This is a genomic window from Streptomyces speibonae (assembly GCF_984686075.1).
This window is the reverse complement of the sequence record NZ_OZ480260.1, coordinates 2,534,168-2,553,457: the sequence shown is the minus strand read 5'-3', so window position 1 is coordinate 2,553,457 and position 19,290 is coordinate 2,534,168. Positions and strand designations below refer to the sequence as shown.

Sequence of the window (19,290 nt, the reverse complement as noted above, 5' to 3'; positions counted from 1 at the left end):
GGGCTGGGCCCTGCCGCCCGAGCCTGCGGGCTGAGGGCTGTGGCCCCTGCAGATGTGGCCCGCCGCCCGCGCCCAGGGCCGCCGCCCCTCAGGGACGGCCTCGCTGCCCCCGCAGATGCTCGGCGATGGGCTTGAGGGCCTTGTCGAGTTCGATCAGCGCCTCGGGTGAGAGCAGGTCGATGAAGTGCCGGCGTACGGACGCCACGTGGTGCGGTGCGACCCTCTGCATGGTCTCCATGCCGTGGTCGGTGAGGACCGCGTACAGCCCCCGGCGGTCGGACTCGCAGTTCTCCCGCCGCACGAGGTTCGCGTTCTCCATGCGGGTGATCTGGTGCGAGAGCCGGCTCTTGGACTGCATCGTCGCGGAGGCGAGGTCGCTCATGCGCATCCTCCGGTCCTCCGACTCGGACAGGTTCACCAGGATCTCGTAGTCGTTCATTGTCAGGCCGAACGGCTGCAGATCCTTCTCGAGCTGGTACGTCAACAGCTTGTTGACCTCCAGGTGGGTGCGCCAGGCGCACTGCTCCGCATTGGTCAGCCAGCGGGTGGCCGTCTCGGTCTCCATGAATGAAGTCTACCTAAGAAGTTGAATGGCGAACTAATGAGGCTTCCGTGTGACACCGCGGTCAGGCGTTCGATGTCACACCCCGCACACTACCGCTCACAGCCCGAAGCGACGCTGGAGGTCTCCCAGCTGTCCGGGAAGACGCGGTGCCCCCGCCCCCTGTCCACGGCTCCCCTGGGCCCCGCCCCCGGGCACTCCCGGCTCGTGCGGAGTGACCCCGGTCGCCTGCTCCGCCATCAACGTCTCGGAGGACTGGAGCAGCACCGTGCCCGCCCCCACGAACTCGAACTGGTGCTCCTCGCCGGAGGCCCCGCCCAGGCCCGTCATCGCACGTAGACCGCCCATGACGCCGGTCATGTAGCCGTGGTCGTAGTGGTGGCACGGGGACGGGCAGTCCGCCCAGCCGACCAGCGCCTGCGGGTCCACCCGGATCGGCGGTTCCATGAACACCACCGGACCGTTGGACGCGGCGACGAACTTCCCGGTTCCGATCAGGGTCAGGAAACCCGGCACGATCGACTGCTTGAGCGACAGACTTGGCTGAAAAGCTAGCAAGTTGCCCGAGCGAATGGTCAGGTTGCCGTCCTCGAGGTCGTACGAATTCACGTCGAAGGCCCGGTCGGCGAGGAGCATCTTGCCCGAGCCCTCCGCCACGACCCAGTCGCTCGCGTGCAGTGGCGAATGGAACGACGTACGGACAAGTCGGTCGAGTCGCCCGTGCCCGATGCCGTTGAAATCGATCGAGCCGTAGTAGGCGATCATCTTCCCCTTCTGCATGAACCACTGAGTGCTCTTGAGCTCCACGCAGAAGGTGTACGGATCGACGTTGTCGTCGGCCGGCAGGGTCATCGGGTCGTGCACAGGGCTGCTCACAGCTTCTCCTCCGACGCCTGGACGTACACGGCACCGCTGCCGCTCAGCTCCAATTGGAAGGCCTCGCCGGAGCCCCGGCCCACCATGTCCCGCCAGCCGAGGGCGGTCGAGAGCTTGTTGCGGACGTCGCCGTGGTGGGCGACGTACGCCTGGGGGTCGACGTGCACGGGCCGCTGCGGGGTGATCGGCACCTCGATCACCCCTCCGTGGGCCATCACGGCGACCGCGCCGTGCCCCTTCAGGGACGTGGTGAACAGCCCCTGCCCGGAGACCTGCCCCCGGACCATGCCCATCACCCCGCCCTGGGAGCCGAGGAACACCGTGCCCTGCTCCAGCGTGCCCTCGAAGGCGAGCAGCCGGTCCGCCTCGACGTACAGCGTGTCCCCGGCGAGGTTGATCACCTGGATGTGGTGGCCGCCGTGCCCGAACAGGACCGTGCCGCTGCCCTCGACGGTCATCAGGGGCGTGTCCTCGTTGGCCACGCGTCGGCCGATCATCGACATCACCCCGCCCTGACCGCCGGTCATGTTCGGGGTGAACGAGACCTCGCCCGTGTACGCGAGCATCGCCCCGCGCTGGCTGAACAGCCGCTGACCGGGTGCCACGGTGACCTCGATCATCTTGGAGTTGATCTCCCGGAAGCCCATCAGATTCCTTTCGAGGGGGCCACTGGATTCAGCCGGTGGGATATTCGAATCGATCGCCGCGGGGCGGAGTGCTGCAGTCTTTGTGTCGGAGGGCAAAGTCCCCAGATATGCGAGGTTATGACGAGGCATCAATTGTGGTAGCGTTTTGGTTGTGGCTAGAGGGGATGTCCGGGAGTCGCTGAATCTTCGAGTGCCCCCGGCGGTGAAGCGGCAGGTCGAGGAGTACGCCCATCGCATGGGCATCTCCGTCAACGCCGCCGCGATCCTGCTCCTGGCCGAAGGTGCGCGCCTCTTGCGGGAGTCGGAGCGGTGATCCGGGCGTACAAGTTCCTCCTGCGTCCCACCGTCCGTCAGGCCCAGGCCCTGACCGAGATGCTGCGAGACCACTGCGCGCTGTATAACGGGGCACTTCAGGAACGCCGAGACGCCTATCGGCACGTGTCCAAAAGCACCATCAGATACGGTGACCAGTCGGCGCAGTTGAAGGAGATCCGGGCGTTCGACCCCGAGCATCAGGGCCGTTGGTCGTTCTCCAGTCAGCAAGCCACACTCCGGCGGCTCGACAAGGCGTTCCAAGCCTTCTTCCGCCGCATCAAGAACGGCCAGACGCCCGGCTATCCGAGGTTCAAGGGGGCCGGGCACTTCGACACCGTGACCTTCCCCAAGGACGGGGACGGCTGCCGCTGGGGCTCCACCCCGCACGACCCTCAGACCCGCGTACGCCTCCATGGTGTCGGCCACGTGCGCGTGCACCAGCACCGGCCGGTCAAGGGTCGCGTCAAGACGATCTCGGTGAAACGCGAGGGAGCGCGCTGGTACGTCGTTCTCGCTTGCGCCGACGTACCTGCCGAACCCCTCACGACCACGGGCACGGCCGTCGGGATCGACATGGGCGTCACGCACTTTCTGACCACCTCCGACGGCGAGCACGTACCCAACCCGCGCTTTGCCGAGGCGGCGGCCGAGGAATTGGCCGAAGCCCAGCGGCACCTCGCCACATTCCCGAAGCGGACCCGCAAGCGCACCAAGAAGCACCGCGCCGCCGCCCGGAAGGTCGCCAAGCTGCACGCCAGGATCCGGCGCCAACGCCTCGACCACCACCACAAGACCGCGCTCGCCCTGGTCCGCGATCACGACGTGATCGCCCACGAAAAGCTGAACACGGCGGGCATGACCCGCACCCCCAAGCCGAAGCCCGACCCCGAGCAGGCAGGCGTGTACCTGCCGAACCAGCGGGCGGCGAAGGCCGGACTCAACCGCAGCATCCTCGACACGGGCTGGGGGGTGTTCCTCGCGATCCTCGCCGACAAGGCTGAAAGTGCCGGTCGGACCGTCATCGCCGTGGACCCCCGCAACACCTCCCGCACCTGCCCTGCATGTGGGCACACCGCGAAGGAGAACCGTGTCACCCAGGCCACGTTCCGGTGCACGGCATGCCCGTACACCGCCAACGCCGACGCCGTCGGCGCGACGAACGTCCTCACCAGGGCCGGGCTGGCCCTCTGCGACGCCGCCTAGTCGGCGAACCAGGAAGCCCGCGCGTTCACGCGTGGGTGGAGTCACGTCAGACGTCCCCCGCGATCGTGTTGCGCTCACTGGGCTGGACGTAGACCACTCCGTCGCCCTCGAACCGGATCTGGAAGGCCTCGCCGCCGCCCTCTCCCATCAGCGTGCGGAAGGTCACACCCGACTGGAAGGACTGCCGCAGATTCCCCTGGTGGGCCACGTAGGCCCCGGGGTCGACCGTCAGCGGGTACTGCGGACTGACCCGGAGCAGCACGGCCGGACCGTCGGACATGATCGCCGCCTGGCCGTGCCCCTCGATCGTGGTCGTGAACAGCCCGTTGCCCTGCGAGGCCCCGCGCAGACCGGTGAATGTGGTCCCGGTGCGCAGCCCTCCGTCCGTCGCCAGCAGATTGCTGGACTCCACGTACAGCTTGTCGCCCTGGAGCCCCACCAGGTTGATCTCGGAGGCCCGGTCCGCGAAGAAGCAGGTCCCGTGCCCCTTCACCTCCATCAGTGTCATCTGCTCGCCCGTGAGCCGCCGGGTCACCATCCCCCGCAGGCCCTCACCGCCACCCGTGAGCTTCTTGAAGGCCATCTCGCCGTCGTACGCGACCATGGAGCCGTTCTTCGCCTTCACGGCGTCCCCGGTCAGGTCGACAGCGAGCACCTTGCTGCTCTGAAGTCGGAACATCGCCACGCTTGCGACGGTAGCGGCCCCTTTGCCCCTTCGACAGATCCCCGGGGCGGAGTCGCACCCCTAGGAAACCCCGATGGCCCCCTCACGGCCCCCTCATGGACCCCCGTGGACCCCAATGGCCCCCTCATGGACCCCCTCCCGTGATCGCGTCCGGGGTTTGCCACAATGGACGCGCGCTTGTGCGTGTGTTCACAAACCACTCGCGCCAGCCGTCCGAACCGTCGACGCCGACGTCTCTCCCACCGAAGGTGACCCGTGGACATCAAGACCGCCACCGCCCTCCGCCGACTCCGCCTGGTCTCGGGCCCGGAAGCGATCTCGTTCCTGCTCCTGCTCGTCTGCTCGGTCCTGAAGCGGACCACGGACTTCAACGCCGTCCCGGTGATGGGCGCGGTCCACGGCTTCCTCTTCGTGCTGTACGTGCTCTTCTGGGCGGACGCCTGGAACCGCGCCAAGTGGCCGCTGAAGACCGCGGCGTTCTACTTCCTGATGTCGGTCCTGCCCAGCGGCGGCTTCTTCGCCGACCGCCGGCTCAAGCGTGAGGCCGAGGACGCGGTGATCGCCTCCCGCGCCCGCACCGAGGGGGTCGTGAACGCGTGATCGTCGCCTTCTCCGTGACGCCGCTGGGCGTCGGCGAGGACGTGGGGGAGTACGTCGCCGACGCGGTGCGCGTGGTGCGCGAGTCGGGGCTGCCGAACCGCACGGACGCGATGTTCACCTCGGTGGAGGGTGAGTGGGATCAGGTCATGGACGTGGTCAAACGCGCCGTGGCCGCCGTGGAGGAGCGCGCGCCGCGCGTTTCCCTGGTCCTCAAGGCGGACATCCGCCCGGGAGTGCAGGACGGGCTCACCTCGAAGGTGGAGACCGTCGAGCGGCACCTGGCGCAGGGCCGGGGATGAGCGCGGACCGATGTGTGAGACAGGGCTGACCGACATATGACCGGCCGGTAGGGTCTGCTCCGTGCCGAAGCCGCTCAGTCTCTCGTTCGATCCCATCGCCCGCGCCGACGAGCTCTGGAAGCAGCGCTGGGGAAACGTGCCGTCGATGGCCGCGATCACCTCGGTCATGCGGGCGCACCAGATCCTGCTGGCCGAGGTCGACGCGGTGGTCAAGCCGTACGGGCTCACGTTCGCGCGGTACGAGGCCCTGGTGCTGCTGACCTTCTCCAAGTCCGGTGAGCTGCCGATGTCCAAGATCGGCGAACGGCTCATGGTGCACCCCACGTCGGTGACCAACACCGTGGACCGCCTGGTGCGCTCGGGCCTGGTCGACAAGCGCCCCAACCCCAACGACGGCCGCGGCACCCTCGCGACCATCACCGACAAGGGCCGCGAGGTCGTCGAGGCCGCCACCCGCGACCTGATGGCCATGGACTTCGGCCTGAGCGCCTACGACGCCGACGAATGCGCCGAACTCTTCGCCATGCTCCGCCCCCTGCGCCTGGCAGCGGGCGACTTCGAGGACGGCTGACGCCGCCTCGCACGCCGGCCGGTACGGGCGGGACGCGGTCGGTTGACCGGGGTACCGCGTGGTGGTGAATTCCGCCCTTCTGGGCGTGCAGAAACGCTCGGGCACTTCGCCCGCACCGGAATCCTGTTACCTCGTCGTGCCGCGGACGATCGCCGTCCGCTTCGATCCGATGGGAGCCGGTGCATGCGTCTTCGTCGTTCTGTTCGCCCTGTGGTGGCCGCCGTGGGGGCGCTGGTGCTCGCCGCCGGGTCCGCCGGTGCGGCGCATGCCAGTGCCACCGGGTCCACGGCCATCAGCAGCTTTGACTACGCGGTGCGCGGCGCGACGATCAAGGTCCCGGTCGGCTGCTTCCTGACGCACACCATCAAGGGCTCCGGCAAGCGGATCACCAGTGAGTTCGCCGGTGTCGACTGTATGGGCGTCGCGGCCACGTTCTCCCGGTTCTGCAACTGGAGGATCGACTTCGCCTACGCCGACACGGGCAACCGGACGTATCTGACCTCACGTGGTGCCACCCACGCGACCTGCGAGGGAGCTCCTCTGCGGCACGCCGCACCACGGACGTTGCGGCACCACGGGAAGGCGTGCGCGAAGCTCCACATCAACGGCGAGCTGCGTGCCGTGCAGTGCCACTACATCACCAAGTGAGGTGCCTGCGGCCGGAGGCGATGCGCGGGCGGTGTCAGGCCGCCGCGGGCGTGGTGTCGGTCTTCTGGGCGAGGAGCGGCTCGGCCTCGCGGGTCACCCGGCGTTCGACGAAGAAGGCCGCCGTGGGAACGGTGCCGGCGAGCAGGATCCAGAGCTGGCGCCCGACCGGCATCTTCATCTTGCTGCCGAGGTCGAAGGCGAAGATCAGGTACAGCACGTACAGCCAGCCGTGAGCGATGCCGACCACCGTGACGAAGCCGTCGAAGCCGTCCAGGCCCAGAAGGCGCTTGCCGATCACACCTACGGTCAGCAGCACCAGAAGGACTGCCGTGACGTATGCCATCACGCGGTACCGGGTCAAGACGCTCTTCTTCATGGCGTCGAGGGTAGCCGGTGCGGTGCGGGGGCCGGCGTCCGCCTCCTGGCCTGCACCGCTGTCATTTACTTGGACGTCCTAGTAAATTCGAGGGTATGGACGCTGACGCCATCGAGGAGGGCCGCCGACGCTGGCAGGCCCGGTATGACGCCGCGCGTAAGCGCGACGCGGATTTCACCACGCTCTCCGGCGATCCCGTGGAGCCGGTGTACGGTCCCCGGCCCGGGGACACCTATGAGGGGTTCGAGCGGATCGGCTGGCCCGGTGAGTATCCCTTCACCCGCGGTCTGTATCCGACCGGCTACCGGGGGCGGACGTGGACCATCCGGCAGTTCGCCGGGTTCGGGAACGCCGAGCAGACCAACGAGCGGTACAAGATGATCCTCGGCAACGGCGGGGGCGGGCTCTCCGTCGCCTTCGACATGCCGACGCTCATGGGCCGCGACTCCGACGACCCGCGCTCGCTGGGCGAGGTCGGCCACTGCGGCGTGGCGATCGACTCGGCCGCCGACATGGAGGTGCTGTTCCGGGACATCCCGCTCGGTGACGTCACCACCTCGATGACCATCAGCGGGCCCGCCGTGCCCGTCTTCTGCATGTACCTCGTCGCCGCCGAGCGCCAGGGCGTCGACCCGGGCGTGCTCAACGGCACCCTCCAGACGGACATCTTCAAGGAGTACATCGCGCAGAAGGAGTGGCTGTTCCAGCCCGAGCCGCATCTGCGCCTCATCGGCGACCTGATGGAGCACTGCGCCGCCGGCATCCCCGCCTACAAGCCGCTCTCCGTCTCCGGCTACCACATCCGCGAGGCCGGGGCGACGGCCGCCCAGGAGCTGGCGTACACGCTGGCCGACGGCTTCGGGTACGTGGAGCTGGGCCTCAGCCGCGGGCTGGACGTCGACGTCTTCGCGCCCGGCCTCTCCTTCTTCTTCGACGCGCACGTCGACTTCTTCGAGGAGATCGCCAAGTTCCGCGCCGCCCGCCGCATCTGGGCGCGCTGGATGCGGGACGTGTACGGGGCGAAGAGCGACAAGGCGCAGTGGCTGCGCTTCCACACCCAGACCGCCGGTGTCTCGCTCACCGCCCAGCAGCCGTACAACAACGTCGTACGGACGGCCGTCGAGGCGCTCGCCGCGGTGCTCGGCGGGACCAACTCCCTGCACACCAACGCCCTGGACGAGACCCTCGCCCTCCCCAGTGAGCAGGCCGCCGAGATCGCCCTGCGCACTCAGCAGGTGCTCATGGAGGAGACCGGCGTCGGCAACGTCGCCGACCCGCTGGGCGGCTCCTGGTACGTCGAACAGCTCACGGACCGCATCGAGGCGGACGCCGAGAAGATCTTCGAGCAGATCAAGGAGCGGGGCCTGCGCGCCCACCCGGACGGCAAGCACCCGATCGGGCCGGTCACCTCCGGCATCCTGCGCGGCATCGAGGACGGCTGGTTCACCGGCGAGATCGCCGAGTCGGCGTTCCGCTACCAGCAGGCGCTGGAGAAGGGCGACAAGAAGGTCGTGGGCGTCAACGTCCACACCGGGTCGGTCACCGGTGACCTGGAGATCCTGCGGGTCAGCCACGAGGTGGAGCGCGAGCAGGTCCGGCTGCTCGCCGAGCGCAAGGCCGCCCGCGACGACGCCAAGGTGCGCGGCGCGCTCGACGCCATGGTCGCGGCCGCGCGCTCCGGCGCCAACATGATCGAGCCGATGCTCGACGCCGTACGCGCCGAGGCGACGCTCGGCGAGATCTGCGACGCCCTGCGCGATGAGTGGGGGGTGTACACGGAGCCGGCCGGCTTCTGAACCCCGGCCGCCCCCGCACGGCAACCCGGCAGGCTCGGTGTCGACGGACAACCGTGTCTGCCGGGTGCGTTGTGCGGGGCAGCGGTTTCCGGGGGCACGCCGCGTGTGTCCGTCGCCCGGTGGGCCTGCCGTCGGGCGGAGCGGGGGCGTCGTGCCCGGCAAGTCGTCCGGCGCGGTCGGGTGCGGCGCGGCGGGCCGGCCGCGGTCGCCGCCGGCGCCCGGTGCGCGGCCGCGGGGGGTGTCGTGCCGCTGCGCGGGAGCGCGCGTCAGCCGGAGATCAGCAGCACCCCGGCGTACGACAGGCCGGCCACCACCACCCACGCGCCCAGGCCCAGCGCCGCGACGCGGGCGCCCGTGCGGGTCAGGGCGGGCAGGTCGACCGCGCTGCCCAGGCCGAACAGCGCGGCGGCGAGCAGCAGTTCCTGCGCGACGTGGGCCGCCTCCAGGACCGGCGCGGGCAGCAGGCCCGTGCTGCGCAGCGCCACGGCGGCGAGGAAGCCGACGACGAACAACGGCACGACCGGCACCCGGGGCGCGCCCGCGACGCGGCCCGTGCGGCGCCGGACGCCCAGGGCGACCGCGGCGACGATCGGGGCGAGCAGGGCCACCCGCATCAGCTTCACCAGCACGGCTTCGCCGAGCGCCGCACCGCCCGCCGTCTGCGCGGTGGCGACCACCTGACCCACGTCGTGCACGCTCGCCCCGGCCCAGCGCCCGAACTCGGCGTCGCTCAGCCCGAGCACGCCCTGCAGCAGCGGCAGTACGGCGATGGCGAGCGTCCCGCAGAGGGTCACCAGGGCGACCGACGTGGCCGCGTCCCGTTCGTCGCTGCCCCGGGCCTCGCCCACCGCGCCGATCGCCGACGCCCCGCACACCGCGTACCCGGCGGCGATCAGCAGCGGCTGGTCGCCGGGTAGCCCCAGGCGTCTGCCGAGCCACCAGGTGCCCAGCAGCGTGACCGTCACGACGCCGATCACCATCAGGACGGTGGCCCAGCCCAGCGCCCGGATGTCGGCGAAGGCGAGCCGCAGCCCGAGCAGCACGATCCCGGCCCGCATCAGGCGCTTGCCGGCGAACGAAAGACCCGGCCGCGCGGTGGTCCGTACGACGCTCCGCAGCCGGGGCAGATGCGCCGCCACGACGCCCAGCACCACGGCCGAGGTGAGCATCGGCACCCCGGGCAGCACCCGGTGCACGCACCACGCCACGGCGACCGCGAGTGCCGCGAGGGCGAGTCCGGGCCGGCGGGACGCGGGCATGGCGACGCCCGGCGACGGCCGTGCGGGCCGTTTGTCCAGCAGCGCCATCAGCGGTCGGCCGGCTGCGGGTAGACACGGCGGACGCTGGTGCCGAAACGGGAGAGGTCGGCGCCGTAGACGTGCAGGGATATCGCCCTGCCGGGCCCCTCGTTGCGGACCCGGTGGATGTCCCCGGGCGGGGCGAAGCCGCAGACCTCGCCGCGCGCGTTGACCACGTCGGCGGTGGCGACGAGCCGCGCGCCGTCGTGCGGGCCGGCGGCCGGCAGCAGCCGGTAGCGCCGCTCGTGCTCCCGGCCCTCGTGGACGCCGGTGGTGCACCAGGCGATGTGGTCGTGCACGGGCGTGCCCTGACCGGGCAGCCAGACCAGGGCGACGAGGGAGAAGCTGCCGTCGTGCTCGGCGTGCAGCAGGTGCTGCCGGTAGCGCTCCGGGTCGCTCTCGCACTGCTCGTCGGTGAGCAGGCCGGGGGCGCCCAGGTGCGGGGCGAGGCACTCGCCGACGAGGTGGGCCGTGGGGTCGGGCGGCAGCCCGCGACCGACCGTGGCTCTGATGTCCGCGATCAGCGCGGCGAGGCGCGCGGTGGGGCGCGGGACGGTGAAGGCGTCCGGGAGACTCGTGGCACCGGGAGCGGGAGGCATATCAGGAGCGTCGGCCCGGCGGACGTATGACGTCCAACGCGAGTTTCTTCGCCTTTCCCAAGAACCGCTTATGGATCGGCCCGTACGGCGGCGGCGTCAGCAGCCGTCCTTCGCGGCCGCCACCGCCTTCAGCCCCTCCAGCACCCGCGCCGCCGCCGGTATCCGCAGGTGCTCGGGCAGGACGTAGGCCGAGATCTTGCGCCGGGAGACGGGCCGCAGCGGACGCCCCGCGACCTTGGGGTGGCGCATGAAGTTCAGGACGAGCGAGGGCAGCATGGCGACCCCCAGCCCCTCCGCGACCAGGCTCTGCACGGCGAGGTTGTCGTCCGTCATGAACGCGATGTCGGGGACAAACCCCTCCTCCGCGCACTCGTGGAGCAGGTTGGCCCGGCAGCGCGGGCAGCCGGCGATCCAGCGCTCGCCGGACAGGTCGGTGAGCCGGACCGCCCGCCGCCGGGCCAGTGGATGGCCGGCCGGCAGCAGCACGGTCAGCTGGTCCTCGAGGAGCGGGATCTCCACCAGCCCTTCCGGCACCTGTTCGTGCAGTCCGGGATAGGTGAACGCCAGCGAGATGTCGCACTCGCCCCGGGTGAGCCGCCGCAGCGACTCGGGCGGCTCGTTCTCCAGCAGATCCACGCGGAGCGCGGGGTGGTCGGCGGTCAGCCGCGTCAGGGTCTCGGGGATCAGGGTGGAGTTGGCGCTGGGGAAGGCGCACAGGCGGACCCGTCCGGCGCGCAGCCGCGTGAGGGCGTTCATCTGCTCCTGCGCGGCGGACATGGCGTCGAGAATGGTGGAGGTGTGCCGGGCCAGCGCCTCACCGGCCTCGGTGAGGCGCAGCCCGCGGCCGACCCGGACGAACAGGGCCGAGCCGGTGTCCCGCTCCAGCGCCTTCATCTGCTGGGTGATCGCCGGCTGGGTGTAGCCGAGGGCCCGGGCGGCGGCCGAGTAGGAGCCGGTCCTGACCACCTCGTGGAACGTCTTGATGTGCCGGGAATCGAACACCGGGGCATCATAAGCGGGGTTTGGGGTGCCGCCGGGCCCGCGCCGGGGAGCTCACGGCTTGCGGCCCACCGCCCCGTAGAGCGAGATCACGACGCCGTCGTCGGTGGTCTCGCCGACGGCGAGCTCGGGGTGCCAGTCGGTCACCTGGACGAGGCCGGGCTCCACGAGGTCGAGGCCCGAGAAGAAACGGGCGATCTCCGCGCGGCCGCGGGGCACGAGCGTGACCCCGCCCGCCCGGTACACCGCGACCCCGCGGGCGACCGACTCGGGGGCGAAGTCGGCGGTGAGCTGGGAGAGCACCAGATGGCTCCCGGAAGGAAGCGCGTCGACGAGCCGGGCCACCAGGGCGTGGGGGTCGTCCTCGTCGTCGAGGAAGTGCGTCAGCGCCACCACGGACAGCGCCACGGGCCGGTCGAAGTCAAGGCTCTCGCGGGCCCGGCGCAGGATGAGCTCCGGCTCGCGCACATCGGCCTGGACGTAGTCGGTGACGCCCTCGGGGGTGCTGTGCAGCAGCGCCTCGGCGTGCGTGAGCACGATGGGGTCGTTGTCGGTGTAGACGACGCGGCACTCGGGTGCCACGCCCTGGGCCAGTTGGTGCAGATTGGGTTCGGTGGGGATGCCGGTGCCGATGTCCAGGTACTGCCGCACGCCCGCCGGGCCGGCCAGCCACCGCGTGGCGCGCTGCATGAACCAGCGGTTGGTGCGGGCGATGTGCCGCGCCGTGCCGTCGACGCCCAGGATCTGCCGGCCGAGTTCCTCGTCGACGGAGTAGTTGTCCTTGCCGCCGAGGAACCAGTCGTAGACCCGGGCCGGGTGCGCTCTGGAGGTGTCGATCCGTGCGGTGTCGGGTCCCATCCCGGTCATACGCCCTCCCTGACTGCTCGGTGTCCCGTGTCCCGGCGGGGATGATCGGGATCCTCGCAGGGGCGCGCGGGGCGGCGACAGGCGACTACCGGCCGACCCCGGCCGTCGGGGCGTCAGCCGGAGCTGGCGGAGCCGGGCGCGGCGGCCAGGCCCGACAGCAGGACCTGGGTGAAGCCGTGCACCCATTCCTCGTCGGCCGGTTCCGCGCTGATCAGCGTGCGGTGCACCACCGCGCCGGCCACCATGTCGAAGATCAGGTCGACCGTGCGGGCCGCCGCCTCGGCGTCGGGCTGGACCGGCAGCTCGCCCCGCTCCTGGGCGCGGGCCCGGCCCGCGTGGACGAGACGTTTCTGCCGTTCGACGATCGAGGCGCGGATGCGCTCGCGCAGCGGGTCGTCCCGGGTGGCCTCGGCGATCACGGCCATCAGCCCGCTCCTGGCCTCCGGGCGGGCCAGGATCGCCGCGAACTGGAGCACCACGCCCTCGATGTCGGCGGCCAGGGAGCCGCAGTCGGGCAGGTTCAGCTCGTCGAAGAGCTCCGCGACCGCGTCCACCACCAGCTCGTTCTTGCCCGCCCAGCGACGGTAGAGGGTGGTCTTCGCCACGCCCGCGCGCTCCGCGACGTCTCCCAGGGTGAGCTTGGACCAGCCGAGTTCCACCAAAGCCTGACGGGTCGCGGCCAGGATCGCGGCGTCCGCGGCGGCACTGCGCGGGCGTCCGCGACTGGCTGTGGTGCGGCTCTGCATGTCACGACCATAACCGGCGGATACCGGGCGGTCTGTGGTGAGAGAGATCACGGAGAAGATCGCGAGGCGGGGTGCCGCGAGGACCCCGGTCGGCATTACGCTACGTCTCGTAGCGAAAGCACGCGTGACCGGCGTGCCCGAGCGACGACCACCGGCGCGGGGTGGGGACCCCGGCGCCAACACCACACGTACGCCTGGGTTTCCCGGGCGCTTTTCACACACGCGCGCTGTACGGGGGAGGATAGGCGCATGCAGCCACGGAACATGTCCATGAGCGGAGTCGTCGACCTCGCCGCGGTGAAGGCGGCCCAGGAGGCCAAGGCGAAGGCGGAGCAGGCGCGCGCCGAATCGGCCCGGCAGGGCGGCGGAGGCGCCGTCTCCCCGGCCGACCTCGTCATCGACGTCGACGAGGCCGGCTTCGAGCGCGACGTTCTGCAGCGGTCCACCGAGGTCCCGGTCGTCATCGACTTCTGGGCCGAGTGGTGCGAGCCCTGCAAGCAGCTGAGCCCCCTCCTGGAGCGGCTCACCGTCGAATACAACGGGCGCATCCTCCTCGCCAAGATCGACGTCGACGCCAACCAGATGCTGATGCAGCAGTTCGGGATCCAGGGGATCCCGGCGGTCTTCGCGGTGGTGGCCGGACAGGCGCTGCCGCTCTTCCAGGGAGCCGCGGGCGAGGCGCAGATCCGCCAGACCCTGGACCAGTTGGTGCAGGTCGGCGAGCAGCGCTTCGGCCTGACCGGTCTCACCGTCGACCCCGACGCCCAGCCGGGCGGGGACACGGCCGACGCCCCGGCCGAGGCCGCCGGGCCGTACGACGCCCTGCTGGAGGCCGCCGTGCGGGCGCTGGACAGCGGTGACCTCTCCGGTGCCGTCCAGGCGTACCGGAACGTGCTCGCCGACGACCCGGGCAACCCGGAGGCCAAGCTGGGGCTCGCGCAGGCGGAGCTGCTCCAGCGGGTCCAGGGGCTGGACCCGGCGAAGGTGCGCGCGGAGGCCGCCGAGAAGCCGAACGACGTCGCCGCGCAGATCACCGCCGCCGACCTGGATCTGGTGGGCGGTCATGTCGAGGACGCCTTCGGCCGCCTCATCGAGACGGTGGGGCGCACCAAGGGCGAGGACCGGGAGGCCGCGCGGGTGCGGCTGCTGGAGCTGTTCGAGGTGGTCGGCGCCGAGGACCCGCGCGTGGTCGCCGCGCGCCGGGCGCTGGCGCGGGCCCTGTTCTGAGCCTCCGGGCACGCATGCCCGACGCCCCCGGGCACGCGTGCCCGATTCGGCCCGGTTCACCGGCCGGCCGGGTGCCCGGTGCCCGAGTTGCGGACTGGTCGACAGGTGGCCGGTGCGGCCGCGTTTTACCAAATCTTGGTAATCGCGGCCGCTGTTACTGCAAGTAAGTTGCGGGCGTTGATCTGTCGGTTTCTGTCCACCGATCAATAGTTTTGTACGGCCCCTTCGATGCACCGAGCGTCGCTGTGCGGGGCCTGCGTGTCGGGTCATGGTTACCCGGCCGTTACTAGCGAGTAACGAACCCCCTTGTGCGGGCGGCGAGAATGCACCACGATCGGCGACGCTCGGTCCATTACCCGTACCCCGACAGCCGGTCGGGCCGCGGGAACTCCTGGGTCCCCACCGAGCAGGGCCGGCGGCAGTGGCGCCGGCTCTTGGACAGGGGGGTCTTCGCCCACCCGGCGAAGCCTGTCCAGCAGGGTTGTGCGTGATGCGTGTCAGGCGCGACCAGTGGTTGTCGCTCGGGGGTGATCGCCGGTGATTCGGGCGCATGTCGTGCGCCGCCGAGTGCGGGCGCTCTCCTTCCCGAGGACGTAGCACTTCTCCCATCCCTGCCCGGCCGGTCCGCCGTTCATGGCGGCGAGTCAGGACAGGAGATGTACGTCCGAGAAGGAGGAAATATGGAGTCCCAGGTGCGTGGCGGGACCAGATGGAAGCGGTTCGCTGTGGTCATGGTGCCCAGCGTGGCCGCGACGGCCGCGATAGGTGTCGCCCTCGCGCAGGGCGCTCTCGCCGCGTCGTTCAGCGTGTCGGGGCAGTCGTTCAAGGTCACCACGGATGAGCTCGTCGGTAAGGGCTTCTCGCAGTACGGCGCCCTTGACGAGGGGTACACCCTCTCCGGCAAGAAGGCGGTTCACCCCGTCGCGGTCTCGGCGTTCAAGTCCGCGACCATCAAGAACCTGTGTCAGTCGGTCGTCACCCCGAACATTCCGGTGCTCGGGAACGTCAGCCTGATCCTGCGGGCCGGCCAGGGTTCCGAACCGGTCAAGGCCGAGAACCTGTACATCGACGTCGCCGACCTGAGCGCCGATGCGACGTTCACGAACATCGACATCGGTGTGGCCGCCAAGGATGCCAACAAGGGTCCGGGCATGAAGCAGGGCGAGGTCGCGAACAAGCAGGCCAACCCCTACGGGTTCGCCCAGCAGGCGGACAAGGCCGTGCTGAAGGACGTGAAGCAGACGGCGTGGGCGACCACCGCCGGAACCTTCAAGCTCAGCGGTCTGAAGATGTCGCTCTCGACGGGTGTCAAGGAGTGCTACTAAGCACTCGCTGACGGGCGGGGGAGCCGGTGGCGCCCCCGCCCGTCCACCTTCCCGCCGCGTCTTCACACGCGGCGCACATCACCACCACAGCAAAGCCGTACCAGGGAGCTGTTTTCCATGAGCGCCGAGACTCCTGCCGCCGTCGGCCAGTTCACCCGCCGCAGGCTGCAGTTCCGCGCCTGGCGGGGCGCGCGGCCGTTCTGGGCCGGGCTGTTCGTCATGCTCGGCGGACTCCCCATCGCCTACTTCCCGTACGCGAACCTCCAGATCGGGCATCTGACGCTGGCCATGGCGACCACCGCGGGCGCCGGATCCCTGATCATCGGTGTGCTGCTCGTCGTACTCGGCGTCAGCCTCTGGTTCCAGAAGCACGTCCGGGTCTTCGCGGGTGTCGCGGCGATTCTGCTGGCGCTCGTGTCCATCCCCGTGTCCAACCTCGGCGGCTTCCTCATCGGCTTCCTCTTCTCCCTCGTGGGCGGGGCGATGGCCGTGGCGTGGGCGCCGGGTGTGCCGCCCGCCGAGGAGCCGCCGGCGAACGGCGACGGCCACGGTGGGACACCGGAGGGCGCGACCGCGGACACCATGGCCCTGGACCCCGTGGACGGCGCCGTGCCGGTGGGCGATGAGGATCACTTCCGGGCCCCCGAGGTGCCGGGAGAGAAGAACCTGTCAGGAACGAGCCCGGCCAACGGGGCGAACGGGAGGCACAGTGCCGGCTGACGAGGTGACCCACGGGACTGAGGTGGGCAAGTCCCGTGTGAGAACCGGGCCGCGTCACGCGGCACCCAAGAAGCCGCTGTTCACCAGGTTCCACATGCCCGCCGGGAAGGCGATAGCCATCGCGGCGATGCCGACCGCGGTCCTCATGGGCATGGGCTTCACCCCGACGCTCGCCCAGGCCGACGACCAGCCGTCGTCGAAGAACCTGACGGCCGACGAGTTCAAGGAGTGCCTGGAGGCCATCGAGCAGGCCGAGAAGGGGGAGGACGCCGAGGCGTCGCCCACCCCGTCCGCCACGGCGAGCGACACCGCCTCGCCGGACGAGAAGCCCTCGAAGGACCCGGCCTCCTCGGCTCCGGCGGCGGGCAAGGCTTCTGACGCGGGATCGGACAAGGCCGAGGACAACGGCTCGGACTCTTCGCCGGATTCAGGTTCCGACGACAAGTCCGAGTCCACGCCGAGCCCCTCCGCGACCGCGGGCGGCCAGTCCGCCGACGAGGAGCGCACCGAGCCCGCGCCCTCCCCGTCGGAGACCGACCGCAACCTCCTCGAGGACATCGGCGACGCCCTGAAGGACGTCTTCACTCCCGGGGACAAGAAGGAGGAGGAGACGGCCCCGAGCCCCACCCCGTCCTCCTCCGCCTCGTCCTCCGCCCCCGCCGACTCCGGCAAGACGGCCGAGGGCACGAAGAAGACGGCCACCGACACGGTGGAGGACACCGTGCGGGACGTCGCGAAGGACGTCGGCGACACGGCCTCCAAGGCGGCCGGGGACGCCACGGAGAAGGCCGAGGAGCCCACGGCGGGGGCGACCGCCACTCCGGGCGCCACCGCCTCGCCCAGCCCCTCCGAGACGCCCGGCGTCGACCTCGAGGACTGCCCGGTCGCCACGGACGCCGAGGGCGGCGTCGACAACAAGGTCCCGCTGCCCGACGACCCGTGGTTCCTGAACGCCAGCTCGCTGCTGCTGAAGGGCGCCGACTACAAGGGCATCGTCGAGGTGCGGACCGCCAACGGCACCGTCAAGAAGGTGTTGAAGTACGTCATATCCGACGGCACCGACATCGGGGACCTGCATCAGACGGTCAAGGACGACCAGTCCGGCAAGACCTACCACGTGCAGGCCGCCAAGGGATCGACGTCCACGATCCGCGACGGCGACACCGTGATGTACACCGAGAGCATCTCCGGCAACCTGCTCGGCCTGATCCCGATCACGTTCGACCCGGAGCACCCGCCGCCGCTCAACATCCCGCTGATCTACTTCACCAACGTGAAGGTGCAGCAGGCCGGCCAGTTCGGCGGCACCCTGCACGTGCCGGGACTGCACCAGTACGTCACCGACTGAGCCGCCGTCAGCACCCTTCCGTGAGCCGCAGCACCGAGGGCGCCCCCGTCCACAGGGGGCGCCCTCGGTGTCGTACGCGCGTGGTACGGGTCAGGACGTCGCGCCGCCCAGGTGGTGGACCCGGACCATGTTGGTCGTGCCGGCGACGCCGGGCGGCGAGCCGGCCGTGATCACCACGATGTCGCCCTCGCCGAACCGGCTCAGCCGGACCAGCTCCTGCTCCACCAGCTCGACCATCTCGTCGGTGCTGTTCACGAACGGCACGACGTGCGGCTCCACGCCCCAGCTGAGCGCCAGCTGGTTGCGGGTGGACTCGTCGGTGGTGAACGCCAGGATCGGCTGGACGGCGCGGTAGCGGCACAGCCGCCGGGCGGTGTCGCCGGACTGGGTGAAGGCCACCAGGCCCTTGCCGCCGAGGAAGTCCGCGATCTCGCAGGCGGCACGGGCCACCGAACCGCCCTGCGTACGCGGCTTCTTGCCCTGCACCAGCGGCTGGAGGCCCTTGGACAGCAGCTCCTGCTCGGCCGCCTGGACGATCTTCGACATCGTCCGCACCGTCTCGATCGGGTACGCGCCCACGCTGGACTCGGCGGACAGCATCACCGCGTCGGCGCCGTCCAGGATCGCGTTGGCCACGTCGGACGCCTCGGCGCGGGTCGGCCGGGAGTTGGTGATCATCGACTCCATCATCTGGGTCGCCACGATCACCGGCTTGGCGTTGCGCCGGCACAGCTCGATCAGGCGCTTCTGCACCATGGGGACCTTCTCGAGCGGGTACTCGACGGCGAGGTCACCGCGGGCGACCATCACACCGTCGAACGCCATCACGACGTCCTCCATGTTCTCCACCGCCTGCGGCTTCTCCACCTTGGCGATGACGGGGACCCGGCGGCCCTCCTCGTCCATCACGCGGTGCACGTCGGCGACGTCCTTGGCGTCCCGGACAAAGGACAGGGCGACCAGGTCGCAGCCCATCCGCAGGGCGAACCGCAGGTCCTCGACGTCCTTCTCGGACAGCGCCGGCACGTTCACGGCCGCGCCGGGCAGGTTGATGCCCTTGTGGTCGGAGATGACGCCGCCCTCGATGACGATCGACTTCACCCGGGTGCCCTCGACGTCCAGCACCTTCAGCTCGACGTTGCCGTCGTTGATCAGGATCTGGTCGCCGCGCGAGACATCGCCCGGCAGGCCCTTGTAGGTCGTCCCGCAGATCGTCTTGTCGCCCGGGACGTCCTCGGTGGTGATGGTGAACTCGTCACCGCGCATCAGCTCGACGGGACCCTCCGCGAAGGTCTCCAGGCGGATCTTCGGGCCCTGGAGGTCGGCGAGGACACCGATGGCCCTGCCGGTCTCCTTGGCGGCGGCACGGACCCGGTCGTACCGGCCCTGGTGCTCGGCGTGCGAGCCGTGGCTGAAGTTGAAGCGGGCCACGTTCATGCCGGCTTCGATCAGGGCGACAAGCTGCTCGTGGGAGTCGACCGCGGGGCCGAGAGTACAGACGATTTTCGAACGGCGCATGGGGCGATCCTATCGGTTTGTTTCGCTACGGAATATTCCGTCTGGCGGAATGTACAAATGAGAAA

Annotated in this window: 22 protein-coding genes; 11 read left to right on the top strand and 11 right to left on the bottom strand. The window is 70.3% G+C overall.

The features are described from left to right. Positions 1-88: 88 nt before the first annotated feature. From AC5L3C_RS11155 to AC5L3C_RS11145, 3 genes are all read right to left on the bottom strand, one after another. Entirely contained in the window at positions 89-565 is a 477-nt protein-coding gene (locus tag AC5L3C_RS11155; RefSeq protein WP_125504158.1) for a MarR family winged helix-turn-helix transcriptional regulator, read from the bottom strand. A 96-nt stretch (positions 566-661) separates the two neighbouring features. After that, complete coding sequence (locus tag AC5L3C_RS11150; RefSeq protein ID WP_493653824.1) at positions 662-1,414, bottom strand: AIM24 family protein; 753 nt, start codon at positions 1,412-1,414, stop codon at positions 662-664. Positions 1,415-1,434: 20 nt separating this feature from the next. Then, on the bottom strand, positions 1,435-2,085 hold the full coding sequence (locus AC5L3C_RS11145; RefSeq protein WP_493648808.1) for an AIM24 family protein: 651 nt from the start codon (positions 2,083-2,085) through the stop codon (positions 1,435-1,437). 151 nt (positions 2,086-2,236) lie between these two features. Between AC5L3C_RS11145 and AC5L3C_RS11140 the strand changes: the two genes are divergently transcribed. Continuing rightward, positions 2,237-2,398, top strand: a complete 162-nt coding sequence (locus AC5L3C_RS11140; RefSeq protein WP_493648806.1) for a hypothetical protein — start codon at positions 2,237-2,239, stop codon at positions 2,396-2,398. Beyond that, positions 2,395-3,603, top strand: a complete 1,209-nt coding sequence (locus AC5L3C_RS11135; protein WP_493648804.1) for an RNA-guided endonuclease InsQ/TnpB family protein — start codon at positions 2,395-2,397, stop codon at positions 3,601-3,603. The genes AC5L3C_RS11140 and AC5L3C_RS11135 overlap by 4 nt, the downstream gene beginning before the upstream one ends. A 46-nt stretch (positions 3,604-3,649) precedes the next feature. Here AC5L3C_RS11135 and AC5L3C_RS11130 read toward each other — a convergent pair whose 3' ends face one another. Next, a complete protein-coding gene (locus tag AC5L3C_RS11130) occupies positions 3,650-4,282 on the bottom strand; it encodes an AIM24 family protein (RefSeq protein ID WP_493653823.1) in 633 nt (210 codons plus the stop codon). Between the two features lie 261 nt (positions 4,283-4,543). Here AC5L3C_RS11130 and AC5L3C_RS11125 point away from each other — a divergent pair, with 261 nt between their 5' ends. The 4 genes from AC5L3C_RS11125 to AC5L3C_RS11110 all read left to right on the top strand — a co-directional run bounded on the left by AC5L3C_RS11125 (position 4,544) and on the right by AC5L3C_RS11110 (position 6,406). Then, a complete protein-coding gene (locus AC5L3C_RS11125; protein ID WP_493648803.1) occupies positions 4,544-4,888 on the top strand; it encodes a DUF3817 domain-containing protein in 345 nt (114 codons plus the stop codon). Continuing rightward, complete coding sequence (locus AC5L3C_RS11120) at positions 4,885-5,187, top strand: MTH1187 family thiamine-binding protein (protein ID WP_493648801.1); 303 nt, start codon at positions 4,885-4,887, stop codon at positions 5,185-5,187. Before AC5L3C_RS11125 ends, AC5L3C_RS11120 begins: the two co-directional genes overlap by 4 nt. Before the next feature lie 61 nt (positions 5,188-5,248). Next, complete coding sequence (locus AC5L3C_RS11115; RefSeq protein ID WP_493648799.1) at positions 5,249-5,758, top strand: MarR family winged helix-turn-helix transcriptional regulator; 510 nt, start codon at positions 5,249-5,251, stop codon at positions 5,756-5,758. A 183-nt stretch (positions 5,759-5,941) separates the two neighbouring features. Beyond that, complete coding sequence (locus AC5L3C_RS11110) at positions 5,942-6,406, top strand: hypothetical protein (RefSeq protein WP_493648798.1); 465 nt, start codon at positions 5,942-5,944, stop codon at positions 6,404-6,406. A 34-nt stretch (positions 6,407-6,440) separates the two neighbouring features. Here the strand turns inward: AC5L3C_RS11110 and AC5L3C_RS11105 are convergent, their stop codons facing one another. After that, complete coding sequence (locus tag AC5L3C_RS11105) at positions 6,441-6,782, bottom strand: DUF3817 domain-containing protein (RefSeq protein ID WP_125504152.1); 342 nt, start codon at positions 6,780-6,782, stop codon at positions 6,441-6,443. 95 nt (positions 6,783-6,877) lie between these two features. Between AC5L3C_RS11105 and icmA the strand changes: the two genes are divergently transcribed. Then, entirely contained in the window at positions 6,878-8,578 is a 1,701-nt protein-coding gene (gene icmA, locus AC5L3C_RS11100) for a coenzyme B12-dependent isobutyryl-CoA mutase large subunit (protein ID WP_493648795.1), read from the top strand. Positions 8,579-8,844: 266 nt separating this feature from the next. On the opposite strand, the gene AC5L3C_RS11095 is transcribed toward icmA, so the two are convergent. The 5 genes from AC5L3C_RS11095 to AC5L3C_RS11075 form a co-directional block, all read right to left on the bottom strand. Then, the gene (locus tag AC5L3C_RS11095; protein ID WP_493648794.1) at positions 8,845-9,885 is read right to left on the bottom strand and encodes a YeiH family protein; all 1,041 of its coding nucleotides are present in this window, start codon (positions 9,883-9,885) and stop codon (positions 8,845-8,847) included. After that, on the bottom strand, positions 9,885-10,475 hold the full coding sequence (locus tag AC5L3C_RS11090; RefSeq protein WP_125504149.1) for a cysteine dioxygenase family protein: 591 nt from the start codon (positions 10,473-10,475) through the stop codon (positions 9,885-9,887). Before AC5L3C_RS11090 ends, AC5L3C_RS11095 begins: the two co-directional genes overlap by 1 nt. Before the next feature lie 96 nt (positions 10,476-10,571). Beyond that, the gene (locus tag AC5L3C_RS11085; RefSeq protein ID WP_493648793.1) at positions 10,572-11,477 is read right to left on the bottom strand and encodes a LysR family transcriptional regulator; all 906 of its coding nucleotides are present in this window, start codon (positions 11,475-11,477) and stop codon (positions 10,572-10,574) included. Positions 11,478-11,528: 51 nt separating this feature from the next. Beyond that, entirely contained in the window at positions 11,529-12,341 is an 813-nt protein-coding gene (locus AC5L3C_RS11080) for an SAM-dependent methyltransferase (protein WP_493648792.1), read from the bottom strand. A gap of 113 nt (positions 12,342-12,454) precedes the next feature. Further along, entirely contained in the window at positions 12,455-13,087 is a 633-nt protein-coding gene (locus AC5L3C_RS11075; protein WP_493648790.1) for a TetR/AcrR family transcriptional regulator, read from the bottom strand. 249 nt (positions 13,088-13,336) lie between these two features. Between AC5L3C_RS11075 and AC5L3C_RS11070 the strand changes: the two genes are divergently transcribed. The 4 genes from AC5L3C_RS11070 (at position 13,337) to AC5L3C_RS11055 (ending at position 17,707) form a co-directional block, all read left to right on the top strand. Beyond that, positions 13,337-14,314: a tetratricopeptide repeat protein gene (locus AC5L3C_RS11070; protein WP_493648788.1), complete on the top strand. Its 978-nt coding sequence runs from the start codon at positions 13,337-13,339 to the stop codon at positions 14,312-14,314. A gap of 680 nt (positions 14,315-14,994) precedes the next feature. Then, the gene (locus AC5L3C_RS11065; RefSeq protein WP_493648786.1) at positions 14,995-15,639 is read left to right on the top strand and encodes a DUF6230 family protein; all 645 of its coding nucleotides are present in this window, start codon (positions 14,995-14,997) and stop codon (positions 15,637-15,639) included. Between the two features lie 117 nt (positions 15,640-15,756). Continuing rightward, on the top strand, positions 15,757-16,359 hold the full coding sequence (locus AC5L3C_RS11060; RefSeq protein ID WP_493648784.1) for a DUF6114 domain-containing protein: 603 nt from the start codon (positions 15,757-15,759) through the stop codon (positions 16,357-16,359). Beyond that, positions 16,349-17,707, top strand: a complete 1,359-nt coding sequence (locus tag AC5L3C_RS11055) for a hypothetical protein (protein ID WP_493648782.1) — start codon at positions 16,349-16,351, stop codon at positions 17,705-17,707. Before AC5L3C_RS11060 ends, AC5L3C_RS11055 begins: the two co-directional genes overlap by 11 nt. Positions 17,708-17,797: 90 nt before the next feature. On the opposite strand, the gene pyk is transcribed toward AC5L3C_RS11055, so the two are convergent. Next, entirely contained in the window at positions 17,798-19,225 is a 1,428-nt protein-coding gene (gene pyk / locus AC5L3C_RS11050; RefSeq protein ID WP_493648781.1) for a pyruvate kinase, read from the bottom strand. Between the last annotated feature and the right edge of the window lie 65 nt (positions 19,226-19,290).